Below are 12,312 nucleotides of genomic sequence, written 5' to 3'. Positions count from 1 at the left end.
GGAGCAGTAGCGCGGCTTGCAGCACAAGCCAGCTCAGCGGCATACGGCCGCGGACGTAGTCACTCCCCCTCCGTCGCAAAACGATGTCACGATGGGGACATGAGCACCGGCAGTCTCGAACGAACCGACCTCGAGGGCCGGGACCCGCAACGCGAGCTCGAGACCACGCCGGAGGTGAGCTCGTTCACGAGCACGGTGCCGCATCGACGGGCCCCCATGCGAGGTCGGGACGGCAGGTTCATCGGCGCGCCGGGCACCCGGCCGGAGCAGCGCGGCGAGGAGGACCTGCCCGCCGACCGCTATCTCGAGCGAGAGCTGTCGTGGCTGCAGTTCAACGAGCGCGTGCTCCAGCTCGCCATCGACGCCACCGTCCCGTTGCTCGAACGGGCGCGCTTCCTCGCGATCTTCTCGAGCAACCTCGACGAGTACTTCATGGTGCGGGTCGCCGGGCTGAAGCGACGCATCGCGACGGGGCTGGCGATCCGAACTGCGGCCGGGCTCGAGCCACGCGACCTGCTCGAGCGGATCGCGCGGGTCGCCCACGAGCTGATGGCCCAGCACGCCGTGGTCTTCCAGCACGAGGTGCGCCCCGCACTCGAGGCCGAGGGCATCACCATCGTCCGCTGGGACGACCTCGACGAGCAGGAGCGGGAGCCGCTCCACTACTTCTTCGCCGATCGCGTCTTCCCCGTCCTCACGCCCCTCGCGGTCGACCCGGCCCACCCCTTCCCCTACATCTCCGGACTGTCCCTCAACCTCGCGGTCCTGCTGCAGAGCCCAAAGACCGGCAACGAACACTTCGCGCGCCTCAAGGTGCCGCCGAACCTCCCGCGCTTCATCCGCATCAACGACCCTGAGACCGAGGCGGGCGCTGTCGTCAAGCGGTTCGTGCCGCTCGAGGAGGTCATCGCCTCGCACCTCGACCAGCTCTTCCCCGGTATGGACGTCCTCGAGCACTTCTCCTTCCGCGTGACGCGCAATGAGGACGTCGAGGTCGAGGAGGACGACGCAGAGAACCTGCTCACCGCGCTCGAGAAGGAGCTGACCCGGCGCCGCTTCGGTCCGCCGATCCGGCTCGAGGTCGAGGAGGACATGGATCCCAAGGTCCTCGACATGCTGAGCCGAGAGCTGCAGATCAGCGACCGCGAGATCTATCGCCTGCCGACGCCGCTCGACCTCACCGGCCTGTGGATCCTCACGGACGTCGACCGCTCGGACCTCGAGTACCCGAAGTTCTTCCCCCGGACCCATCCCGACTTCGCCCCGACGGAGAGCGCCCAGGCGAGCGACCTGCTGGCGGCGGTGCGCACCAAGGACGTCCTCGTCCAGCACCCGTACCACTCGTTCTCGACGTCGGTGCAGGCCTTCATCGAGCAGGCCGCGGATGATCCCCACGTGCTCGCGATCAAGCAGACCCTCTATCGGACGTCGGGGGACTCCCCCATCATCGATGCCCTCATCGATGCGGCCGAGGCAGGCAAGCAGGTGCTCGCCATCGTCGAGATCAAGGCCCGGTTCGACGAGGTCAACAACATCTCGTGGGCCCGTAAGCTCGAGGAGGCGGGTGTCCACGTCGTCTACGGCGTCGTCGGCCTGAAGACGCACGCCAAGCTGTGCCTCGTCGTCCGTGAGGAGCCCGAGGGGCTGGTCCGCTACTGCCACATCGGCACCGGCAACTACAACCCCAAGACCGCGCGCACCTACGAGGACTTCGGGCTCTTCACCTGTGACCCGCAGGTCGGCGACGACCTGTCGCGCCTCTTCAACCAGTTGTCCGGCTTCGCTCCCAGGAGCCGGTTCAAGCGGCTCCTCGTCGCCCCACGGTCGGTACGCACGGGCCTCATCGAGCTCATCGAGGAGGAGGTCGCCCTCCACCGCAAGCGGGGCAAGGGGGACCCTCCCGGCCGGATCGCCTTCAAGGCCAACTCGATCGTCGACGAGGAGATCATCGACGCGCTCTATCGCGCGAGCATGGCCGGTGTGCGCGTCGACGTCTGGGTGCGCGGCATCTGCGCCCTGCGCCCCGGGGTGGAGGGGTTGTCCGAGAACATCCGCGTCCGGTCCGTTCTCGGGCGGTTCCTCGAGCACTCCCGTGTCTTCTGGTTCGACCATGGTGGGGACCCACAGGTGTACATCGGCAGCGCCGACCTCATGCACCGCAACCTCGACCGCAGGGTGGAGGCGCTCGTGCGGATCACCGACCAGGGGCACCTCAGCGAGCTCGCCGAGCTGTTCGACCTCGCCTTCGACGACCGGACGTCGCGCTGGGACCTGTGCGCGGACGGTCGCTGGGTGCGGCACCATCAGGACGACGCCGGCGCGCCGCTCACCGACCCGCAGGCCGCCCTCATCGAGCGACACGACAAGCGGCGGCGGAAGGCGCGGCGGCGGTGAGCCGCCCGCTGACCGGCGCGCTGCGCGGAATGCCGGCGACGGGGGATCTCGCGGTGTGTCCACTGCGGCATGTCGAGTCACGGTCGGCCTGAAATGGCGTCCGTCATCCCGGCCGCGGGCACGCTGCCGTGGCGTCGCCGCGACGGACGACTTGAGGTCGCGCTCGTCCACCGGCCCAAGTACGACGACTGGTCCTGGTCGAAGGGCAAGCTCGACCCGGGCGAGCCGCTCTGCGTGGCCGCAGTCCGGGAGACGCTCGAGGAGACCGGCCTGCAGGTCCGCCTCGGCATCCCCCTGCCGAGAGCGACGTACACCGTGCTGGACAGCGAGGGGGCGCCTGCGACGAAGGAGGTCCACTACTGGGCCGCACAGGTGGTGGGCGGGTCCGGAGTCCTCGAGCACGAGATCGACGAGGTCCGCTGGGTCGATGCGCGCACGGCTCACGAGCTGCTCGACTACGGCCGCGACCGTGAGCAGCTCCTCGCCGTCGTGCGAGCGGATCGCGAGGACGGCCTCGAGACGTGGCCGCTCGTCCTCGTCCGGCACTCGAAGTCACGACCCCGGAGCAGGTGGAAAGGCGACGACCGCCTGCGCCCGCTGGACGCGGTCGGACGCGAGCAGGCTGACGACGTGGCACGCATCCTGGGGGCCTACGGCGTCGAGCGGGTCGTCTCGTCGTCATCCGTGCGCTGTGTTCAGACGGTCGAGCCGTATGCCGCTCGGCTGGGCACCAGGATCAGGGCCAAGGACTCACTGTCCGAGGAGGGCTTCGCTGCGGATCCGGGACCGGCGGTGACGCACCTGCACAAGCTGCTGGATCGGGCGCGGCCCGTCGTGGTCTGCACGCATGGTCCGGTCCTGCCCACCCTGCTCGAGGTGCTGCGGAGCCGACTTCATCCGGACTCGACCTGCAGCGTCTCCGCCGAGGAGGAGCTCAGCTCCGCCGGCGGGTCATCGATGCGCAAGGGAGAGGTTCTCGTCGCCTATCTGACGAGCTCCGGCGACGCCGCCCGGGTGGTCGCGGTCGAACGCATCGACACCTGATCAAATCCACCATCTTGCCCCTGCGTCGGGAACGGCGCAGCGCGGGCCAGATGGGCGCACGGAATCGTCGACAGCCGTTCACCTGCGGTTCACCGGGAGGGGGCAATCTGTCATTCAAGGCTCCTAAGTTCGGCACTGGTTCGACAGCCCGGGCGTGACGCCGGACCGGTCGACCGACGTACTGAAGAGCCACCCCATCGAGAGGGATCATTCCGTGTCTGTTTCGCGTGTCAGCGCCTTCGGCGCCCTCGCCCTCACCGGCGTTCTCGCGCTCTCGGCCTGTGCGACCGAGAACCCCGCACCGTCCGACGGCAACACCGCTGCCGGCGACCCCACCAACGCCGCCGCCGTGGCCGACTGCTTCACCGGGGACCTGAAGGCTGAGGGGTCGTCCGCGCAGAAGAACGCCATCGACGAGGCCATCTCCGCCTACCAGACCGCGTGCACCGACGCCACGATCGACTACCAGCCGACCGGCTCGGGCGCGGGCATCAAGCAGTTCATTGCCAAGCAGGTCGATTTCGCCGGCTCCGACTCGGCCCTCAAGACCGAGGAGAAGGACGGCATCATCGAGGCGCAGGAGGCCAAGAACTCCTGCGGCTCCGACGCCTGGAACCTGCCCATGGTGACCGGCCCGATCGCCATCGCCTACAACGTCAAGGGCGTCGACAAGCTCGTCCTCAACGCGGACGTCGCGTCCAAGATCTTCGACGGCAAGATCACGACGTGGAACGACCCGGCCATCGCCGCGCTCAACAAGGACGCCACCCTGCCGGCCACCCCGATCAAGGTCTACTTCCGCTCCGACGAGTCGGGCACGACCGAGAACTTCACCAAGTACCTCAAGGCCGCCGCACCGTCGGCGTGGAGCTACGAGACGAGCAAGAAGTGGCCGGGCAAGGGCGAGGGCAAGGAGAAGTCGGCGGGTGTCGCCACGGCCACCAAGGGCCAGGACGGCGCCATCACGTACGTCGAGTGGAGCTACGCCCAGCAGAACCAGCTGTCGATGGCCTCCATCGACACCGGCTCCGGACCTGTCGAGCTGACCGCCGACTCGGCCGGCAAGACGGTCGCCACCGCCGAGCAGACCGGCACCGGCAACGACCTGGCTCTCAAGATCGACTACGCCACCAAGGAGGCGGGTGCCTACCCGATCGTCCTCGTGACGTACGAGATCGTCTGCTCCGCGTACCCGGACGCCGAGACGGGCAAGAAGGTCAAGTCCTTCCTGAAGACCTTCGCCTCGGAAGAGGTCCAGGGTGGCCTCACCGCACAGGGCTACGCGCCGCTCCCTGCGGAGGTTGCCAGCAAGGTCGAGACAGCGATTGACGCCATCTCCTGATCGTGACGCAGTGGGGCGGGTGCCGGGCTCTACCGGCCCCGCCCCATCCGCCATGTGCACGCCCGTAACCACTTCTCAGTCCAACCCCGAGCGGAAAGGCCTGACGTGCCCACAGTGACCGGCGTCTCTGCCACAGACGAACTGCCCGGCCCGGATGGCAAGAAGCCCCTGACCGGTGACAGGGCATCCACGGGACGACGTGGTGACCGACTCTTCGGCGGTGCGGCGACCCTCTCGGGTGTCGTCGTCATCGCAACGGTCTCGCTCATCGGGATCTTCCTTGTCGTGCAGGCCATTCCGGCCCTGACGAACAACTCGGCGAACTTCTTCACCAGCCGGGTCTGGGAGCCGGGTGGGGAGCAGCCCGCCTTCGGCATCCTGGAGTTCCTCTGGACGACCGTCATGGCGTCGCTCATCGCGATGCTGCTGGCGGTGCCCGTGGGCGTCGGTGTGGCGCTCTTCCTCACGCAGTACGCGCCGCTGTGGATGCGCAACCCCGCCGCAGCCCTGATCGACCTGCTCGCCGCCGTCCCATCGATCGTCTACGGACTCTGGGGCCTGTTGACCTTCCGGAGCTTCGTCAAGCCGCTCGAGGAGTTCCTCCAGGACAGGCTCGGCTGGTTCCCCCTCTTCGCCCCGACCGGCATCTCCGGCGGCACGATCTTCTTCATCGGCATCGTCCTCGCGATCATGGTCCTGCCGATCATCACTGCGCTGTCCCGCGAGGTCTTCGACCAGACCCCCACCGCCCACAAGGAGGGCGCGCTGGCCCTCGGTGCGACGCACTGGGAGATGATCCGGACCGCGGTGCTGCCCTTCGGTCGGCCCGGCGTCATCTCCGCCTCGATGCTGGCCCTGGGTCGAGCCCTCGGCGAGACGATCGCGGTCACCTTCCTCGTCTCCGCCCTGGCTCCCGGAAACCCGTGGACCTGGTCGCTGTTCAACGGCGGCGAGACCTTCGCGTCGAAGATCGCCAACAATGCGGCCGAGTTCAGCAACCCGAACAAGACCGGCGCCTACATCGCGGCCGGGCTCGTCCTCTTCGTCCTGACGTTCGTCGTCAACAGCGTCGCCCGCATCGTCATCGAGCGCAGGAAGGCCTTCACCGAATGAGCCTCACGACGACGAAGGACCAGATGCCGGACAACGGCGCCACCAATGGTCTGGAGACCCCCGGCGGTCCCGCGGCCGACGACGCCGTGCACCAGATGGACAACCCGCACCGGGCCCGCTCGATCAAGGACGTCCTCGCCCGGGTCATCATGTGGGGCGCCTTCTTCGTGGCGGTGGTCCCGCTCGTCTGGATCCTGTGGACGGTGATCAGCCGGGGCCTCCACATGGTCACCACCAGCGCCTGGTGGACGACCAACCAGCGCAACATCAACTCCGACGACTTCGGCGGCGGCGCGCGTCACGCGATCGAGGGGACGCTGCTCCAGGCGGGCATGACCGCGCTGATCTCGATCCCGATCGGCGTGCTCACGGCCGTCTACCTGGTCGAGTACGGCCGGGGGCGGCTCGCGAGGGCGATCAGCTTCATGGTCGACATCCTCTCCGGCGTCCCGTCCATCGTCGCCGCCCTGTTCATCTACGCGGTCTGGGTCACGACGTTCGGCATCGACCGCAACGGATTCGCGGTCTCGCTCTCGCTCGTCCTGCTGATGATCCCCACCGTCGTCAGATCGACGGAGGAGATGCTCAAGCTCGTCCCCAACGAGCTGCGCGAGGCGTCCTACGCCCTCGGGGTCCCGAAATGGGTCACCATCGTTCGCATCGTCCTTCGGACCGCCTTCTCGGGCATCGTCACCGGGATCCTGCTCGGGCTCGCGCGAGTCATGGGCGAGACGGCACCACTGCTCATCCTCGGGCCCTACACCAAGAACTTCCAGCGCAACCTGTTCGAGGGCAACATGGCAACCCTGCCCACGATGATCAACCAGGACCGGAGCGACTTCGCGCTCGCTACCGCCGCCGAGCGGATGTGGGGCGCCGCACTGACCCTGATCATCCTCGTCCTCCTCCTCAACCTCATCGGCCGAGTCATCGCCCACTACGGCTCCGTCAAGAAGTAAGAGAAAGCGAAGCACTTCGATGGCAAAGCGAATTGACGTCAGCGACCTGGACGTCTACTACGGGGACTTCAAAGCCGTGGAGGGCGTGACGCTGACCGTCGAGCCCCGGTCGGTCACCGCCTTCATCGGCCCTTCCGGCTGCGGCAAGTCGACCTTTCTGCGCACCCTCAACCGGATGCATGAAGTCATCCCCGGTGGTCGGGTCGAGGGGAAGGTCCTCCTCGACGACCAGAACCTCTACGCTCCGTCGATGGACCCGGTCCGGGTGCGTCGCACGATCGGCATGGTGTTCCAGCGACCCAACCCCTTCCCGACGATGTCGGTCTACGACAACGTCGCTGCGGGACTGCGGCTCAACGGCGTCCGGAGCAAGAGCACTCTGGACGGCATCGTTGAGGAGTCCCTCAAGGGCGCCAACCTCTGGAACGAGGTCAAGGACCGCCTGGCCAAGCCGGGCGCCGGACTGTCCGGCGGCCAGCAGCAGCGCCTCTGCATCGCCCGGGCCATCGCGGTGCAGCCGCAGGTGCTGCTCATGGACGAGCCCTGTTCGGCCCTGGACCCGATCTCGACGCTCGCGATCGAGGACCTCATCAACGATCTGAAGACCGAGTACACGATCGTCATCGTGACGCACAACATGCAGCAGGCTGCCCGCGTCTCCGACCGGACCGCCTTCTTCAACCTCAAGGCCACCGGGGAGCCCGGCCGTCTCGTGGAGATCGACGACACGACGAAGATCTTCAACAACCCGTCGCAACAGCAGACCGAGGACTACATCTCCGGCCGATTCGGCTGACGCACCATCGATCTGAAGGTCGGCGGGGCGGGCGCTGTCAGGGGGTGCCCGCCACCTTCATCAAGACTCCACTCGACGCAGAGGTCACCCGGGTGCGGGGGCAAGCTCAGCGGCATACGGCCAAACCATGCATCCCAAACGGCGCGGATCAGCGGACCAGCCCCGTGACGTACCAGGTGAGTGCCGCGACGAGGCCAGCGCCGGGGAAGGTGAGGACCCACGCGCCGACGATGTTGCCGGCGACGCCCCAGCGCACGGCGGACAGCCGCTTCGTGGCGCCGACGCCCATGATGGCCGACGTGATGGTGTGCGTCGTCGAGATGGGCGCTCCGAACGCCATGCCGGCGACATAGAGGATCGACGCAGCCGTCGTCTCCGCGGCGAAGCCCTGCGGCGGGTCGAGGTGGATGATCCGCCGACCCAGGGTCCGCATGATCCGCCAGCCACCGGCGTACGTACCGAGCGAGATGACGATGGCAGACAGGACGAGCACCCAGATCGGGATGGTGTCGCCGCTGTGGTATCCCGAGATGTTGAGGGCGAGGACGACCACCCCGGCGGTCTTGGCGGCGTCCTGCAGACCATGCCCGAAGGCCATGGCAGCGGCGGAGGCAGTCTGGGCGTGCCGGAAACCGCGCTGCACGCGGCCCGGCTGCGCCCTGCGGAACAACCAGAGGATGGCCGCCATGACCAGGAAACCGAGGGTGAGTCCGACGAGCGGGGAGACGATCATCGGGATGACGACCTTGGTGAAGATGATGTCCCACTTGACGGCCACCCCGGCTGCGAGGGCCGCACCGCCGAGCCCCCCGATGAGGGCGTGCGACGAGGACGATGGGAGCCCGAACCACCAGGTGAGCATGTTCCAGCCGATGGCCCCGACCAGTGCCGCCGCGACCAGCCAGAGGCCGTCGATCCCGGACGGCTGCTCGATGATGCCCGACCCGATGGTCTGGGCCACCTTCGTGCCGAAGAAGGCCCCGACGAGGTTCGCCACGGCGGCCATGCCGAGCGCCACACGCGGCGTCAGCGCACGCGTAGAGACCGATGTGGCGATGGCGTTGGCTGCGTCGTGGAAGCCGTTGGTGTAGTTGAAGCCCATCGCCAATGCGACGACGACTGCGACGGGGAGGACGTCCAACACGGCGTCAGGACTCCTTGACGGCGATGCCCTCGACCGTGTGCGCGACGTTCTCGAAGGAGTCGGCCGCGTCCTCGAAACCGTCGATGATGCCCTTCATCTTGATGATGTGCACGGCGTCGACGTTCGCGCCGTTGAACAGCTCGACGAGCATCTTGCGGTGCAGCTTGTCGGCCTGGTTCTCCAGGCGGTTGATCTCGATCCAGTAGCCCGAGAGGTCTTTGAGCGAGCGAAGGTTGGGCATCGCCTCGGCGGTGACCTCAGCCATCCGGGACAGGATCTCGATCTGCTCCGTCATGCCCTTGGGCAGGTCGCCGATCCGGTAGAGGGCGATGAGGTCCGCCGTCTCCTCGATGTGGTCCATGCAGTCGTCGAGCTGGACCGCGAGGGCATGGATGTCCTCGCGGTCGAAGGGGGTGATGAACGAGCTGTTGACCTTCTTGATCACAGCGTGTGTGGCTTCGTCAGCCTCGCTCTCGAGCGCACCGAGCCGCTCGGCGACGCCGGCCCGACCCGCGGGGTCCATCTCGAGGAGCTTGGTCAGCTCCCTCGTTGCTTCGACGAGAAGTCCCGCGGAGGTGGCGAACAGCGAGTAGAAGCTCGTGTCCTGGGGAGTCAGGCGAAAGCCCACGTTGGGTACTCCGGTCGCTTGGCAGTCGGTCGGGACGATGCTACGGCCACGAGGACACCGGCGTGCAAACTGGCGTTCGTCCCCACGACACCATCCCGTCATGTGTGGGCAGCGGATCCCTCCGACGGCCTCAGTTCTCGGCGTCGCGTCCGTCGGGAGCCTCGCCGGAGTCCCCGGTGTCGATGCCGAGCAGCGCATCGACCTCGTCCGGCGTGAAGTGACGCGTGCTCGTGGACGCAGCGACGACCAGATCACTGACGAGCTCGATCTCGTCGGCGAGGTCGCCATCGACCAGATCGTTCGTACGGTCGTCACTCATGGGCCAAGGGTAGATCCCCGCAGGCCGGCGTGGAGGGGAAGGGGGCCCTAAGAGCCGCGATTGCCCCCGCGACATCCCGAAGGGGCATCATGGGGCCATGGCCCCTGACTCCAGGAGCACACCTGAGGACGCCAGTGCCCCGACGTGGACCTCCGTCGAGCGGGGGGCGTTCATGTTCGGGCGGTGCGACCGCTGCGGCTTCCAGAGCCCGGCCCGACGCGCCATTCACTCCCTCGAGTCCGACATGCGCGCGCACGAGGTCCTCTGTCAGGCGGAGGAAGCGGTCGGAGGAGCCACGGAATCGCGTCCTCCTGAGCCGTCCACGGTGAGGGGATGAACCGGACGAGTGTTGCGTCGGGCCGGGAGCGCCTCTCGGCACGAGGCCGCTCGCAGCGGCTGAATTTGGGACCCGGGGCTACCGCGACCCGACGCCCGTCAAGGATAGGCGCCGCTTGCCACATCACCAAGCCCAACGCGGTGCGGGCCAAGCCCACGACAAACTGGACGTATGCCGCTGAGTCAGCTCAGCGGCATACGAACCCTTGGTCGTTGGCTCAGTCCAAGGCCTCGGCCCGCCACAGGCGGGCGGAGGCGGCGAGGTCATCAGCCATGCCAAGGAGGTTGGCCGCGTGCTCTGCCGCCTCACTGCCGGAGGAGACGTCCGCCCGGCCCGCGGACACGACGCGGCAGAAGGCCGACGCACGCTCCAGCGCCACGGCAAGGTCGCCGCTGAAGACGCCGCGGAGGATCTCGTCGATGAGTCGCTCCATCTCGTGCGGCCCCGGCGGCTCCGCGGCGCCGGCGACGGCGTGGTCGGGCGTCGTGAAGCGGATCCCCGCGGCGTACTCACGGCTCGCATCGTGCGGGGAGCGGCGCACCCACTCCCGGAGGACGTAGAGGCGCCACAGCGTCCCGGGCAGGCTCCGCGCCGGTCGTTGCGACCACAGTTCCGCCACCGTCGACAGACCGATGTCGTCGACGAGCGCGACGAGGCGCTCGGTCACGGCAGGATCCGAAGCCGCGCGCCCGGCATGAACGAGCGCCGCCGCCGTCTCGTGGGCGACGTGGATCTGCTCCGTCGGGTCGTACGCTCCCCCGTGCGCCTCGAGCGCCGAGGGGCTGAAGAAGGCGGGCCGTCTCGGGCCGCGGCGCTCGCTCTCGCTCATCCCGGCAGGCTAACCCCGCGCGGTCCCACGTGTGCGGTTCGGGGCTCGCTGCGGGACGTCGTAGACTCCCACCGTGGCCCGGGCGGCGCTTGACCGACCGGGCGCGGGCCTCTAGCTCAGTGGGTAGAGCATCGGACTTTTAATCCGCCGGTCGTCGGTTCGAGCCCGACGGGGCCCACCAGACGTTTATGCAGGTCAGGGGCTTTTTCCAGGCCCGAAGGAGGCCTCGGAGCCTCCAGATTGACGCCGAGATGATGTGCCACAAATGTGCCACACGAGTCTGGCGAGGGCGTCGCGGGATGGATGGTGTGCGTCGCTGACCAGCGCAAACGTCGGCCACGCCGTCATCTCGACGCCCGCGACCAGCGGATTCAACTCCGTGACATCAGCGGCCACCATCAGCGCCGAGCGTCGCTACGAACGCCCTGACTCGCACACCGTGAGCGGGCGTCAAGGAGTGGTTGACGAAGACCGTGGCGTCAACGTAAGGTTGACGGCGTGAAGGGTGTGCGCTCGGCCCTGAAACACGGGATCGACGCCGCTGACATCGAGCACGCATGGACCAACGCCATCCGGCTCGTCGAGTACGAATACGCCGGCGAGGATCGTCTGCTCGTGATCGGCCCGGACCAGCACGGCCGGATGCTGGAACTGGTCGCTGTTCCTGCCGGTCAGCCGACCCGCATCATCCACGCCGACCGACTCCGACCCAAGTTCTTCGACTACCTGAGATGAGGTCAACGACATGGCAAACCTGAAGACCAACCACGACCGCACCGGCCTGGACCAGCTCGACCCCTCCACTCACCCGGCGCGGGACGCCGCGTCCTTCCGCCGCATCCTCGCGGCCCGGCGCAGTCTCGCGGACGCCGAGCAGGAACTGCGCGACGCCGTCCGCGCAGCCCGTCAAGCAGGCGACTCCTGGACGGTCATCGGCGCCGCGCTGGACATCACGCGCCAAGCAGCACAGCAGAGGTTCGGCGACCACTGACGCCCGCAGTTCGAGCTCCAGATCGCTGACCGCGCGAATCCCCGAGGTCGCCGCGTCACTGGCGGCGATGTAACGCAGGTCCGAGACGCGCGACTCGGAGCATGAGCGGGCTCGATGAGCGATGATCGACGGCAGGCGAAAGAAGGGAAACGGGTATGGCCAGGCTCGTGTTCGGGATGAACCAGTCCTTGGATGGCTACGTCGACCACATGGCGTTCGCGCCGGGCCCGGCGCTGTTCCGCCACTTCATCGAGCAGACCGAGGCGCAGACGGCTTGTGTCTACGGCCGCCAGATGTATGAGGTCATGCGCTACTGGGACGACGATGATCCTGGCTGGGACCCGGAGGAGCAGGCCTACGCAGCCGCATGGCGCAACCTGCCGAAGTGGGTCGTGTCCCGCTCGTTGGCGTCGGTC

Annotated in this window: 13 protein-coding genes and 1 tRNA gene; 10 read left to right on the top strand and 4 right to left on the bottom strand. The window is 67.8% G+C overall.

Annotated elements, in window-relative coordinates; all coding sequences use genetic code 11:
- The first annotated feature begins 99 nt into the window (after positions 1-99).
- The 6 genes from VIR15_RS06770 (at position 100) to pstB (ending at position 7,648) form a co-directional block, all read left to right on the top strand.
- The gene (locus tag VIR15_RS06770; protein ID WP_331926707.1) at positions 100-2,394 is read left to right on the top strand and encodes an RNA degradosome polyphosphate kinase; all 2,295 of its coding nucleotides are present in this window, start codon (positions 100-102) and stop codon (positions 2,392-2,394) included.
- A gap of 93 nt (positions 2,395-2,487) precedes the next feature.
- A complete protein-coding gene (locus VIR15_RS06765; RefSeq protein WP_331926706.1) occupies positions 2,488-3,438 on the top strand; it encodes an NUDIX hydrolase in 951 nt (316 codons plus the stop codon).
- 214 nt (positions 3,439-3,652) lie between these two features.
- Entirely contained in the window at positions 3,653-4,780 is a 1,128-nt protein-coding gene (gene pstS / locus VIR15_RS06760) for a phosphate ABC transporter substrate-binding protein PstS (RefSeq protein WP_331926705.1), read from the top strand.
- Between the two features lie 105 nt (positions 4,781-4,885).
- Complete coding sequence (gene pstC, locus VIR15_RS06755; RefSeq protein WP_331926704.1) at positions 4,886-5,893, top strand: phosphate ABC transporter permease subunit PstC; 1,008 nt, start codon at positions 4,886-4,888, stop codon at positions 5,891-5,893.
- Positions 5,890-6,852, top strand: coding sequence for a phosphate ABC transporter permease PstA (gene pstA, locus VIR15_RS06750; RefSeq protein ID WP_331926703.1), 963 nt, complete (start codon positions 5,890-5,892; stop codon positions 6,850-6,852). Before pstC ends, pstA begins: the two co-directional genes overlap by 4 nt.
- 19 nt (positions 6,853-6,871) lie before the next feature.
- On the top strand, positions 6,872-7,648 hold the full coding sequence (gene pstB, locus VIR15_RS06745) for a phosphate ABC transporter ATP-binding protein PstB (RefSeq protein WP_331926702.1): 777 nt from the start codon (positions 6,872-6,874) through the stop codon (positions 7,646-7,648).
- A 148-nt stretch (positions 7,649-7,796) separates the two neighbouring features.
- On the opposite strand, the gene VIR15_RS06740 is transcribed toward pstB, so the two are convergent.
- The 4 genes from VIR15_RS06740 to VIR15_RS06725 all read right to left on the bottom strand — a co-directional run bounded on the left by VIR15_RS06740 (position 7,797) and on the right by VIR15_RS06725 (position 10,905).
- Positions 7,797-8,789 carry an inorganic phosphate transporter gene (locus VIR15_RS06740; RefSeq protein ID WP_331926708.1) on the bottom strand — a complete coding sequence of 331 codons (993 nt, stop codon included), beginning with the start codon at positions 8,787-8,789 and terminating at the stop codon, positions 7,797-7,799.
- A 7-nt stretch (positions 8,790-8,796) separates the two neighbouring features.
- On the bottom strand, positions 8,797-9,420 hold the full coding sequence (locus VIR15_RS06735; RefSeq protein ID WP_331926701.1) for a DUF47 domain-containing protein: 624 nt from the start codon (positions 9,418-9,420) through the stop codon (positions 8,797-8,799).
- Positions 9,421-9,550: 130 nt separating this feature from the next.
- Positions 9,551-9,739 carry a hypothetical protein gene (locus tag VIR15_RS06730; protein WP_331926700.1) on the bottom strand — a complete coding sequence of 63 codons (189 nt, stop codon included), beginning with the start codon at positions 9,737-9,739 and terminating at the stop codon, positions 9,551-9,553.
- Between the two features lie 554 nt (positions 9,740-10,293).
- Positions 10,294-10,905, bottom strand: a complete 612-nt coding sequence (locus tag VIR15_RS06725; RefSeq protein ID WP_331926699.1) for a hypothetical protein — start codon at positions 10,903-10,905, stop codon at positions 10,294-10,296.
- 105 nt (positions 10,906-11,010) lie between these two features.
- Between VIR15_RS06725 and VIR15_RS06720 the strand changes: the two genes are divergently transcribed.
- From VIR15_RS06720 to VIR15_RS06705, 4 genes are all read left to right on the top strand, one after another.
- A tRNA-Lys gene (locus VIR15_RS06720) sits at positions 11,011-11,086 on the top strand.
- A gap of 317 nt (positions 11,087-11,403) precedes the next feature.
- The gene (locus VIR15_RS06715) at positions 11,404-11,640 is read left to right on the top strand and encodes a BrnT family toxin (RefSeq protein WP_331926698.1); all 237 of its coding nucleotides are present in this window, start codon (positions 11,404-11,406) and stop codon (positions 11,638-11,640) included.
- 10 nt (positions 11,641-11,650) lie between these two features.
- On the top strand, positions 11,651-11,896 hold the full coding sequence (locus tag VIR15_RS06710) for a hypothetical protein (RefSeq protein ID WP_331926697.1): 246 nt from the start codon (positions 11,651-11,653) through the stop codon (positions 11,894-11,896).
- 155 nt (positions 11,897-12,051) lie between these two features.
- Positions 12,052-12,312: dihydrofolate reductase family protein (locus VIR15_RS06705; protein WP_414654933.1), on the top strand; the 261-nt coding region annotated here is incomplete at its 3' end.

This window comes from Intrasporangium sp. (assembly GCF_036566125.1).
In the GTDB taxonomy this organism is placed as follows: Bacteria; Actinomycetota; Actinomycetes; order Actinomycetales; family Dermatophilaceae; genus Intrasporangium.
This window is presented reverse-complemented; position numbering and strand designations above follow the sequence as displayed.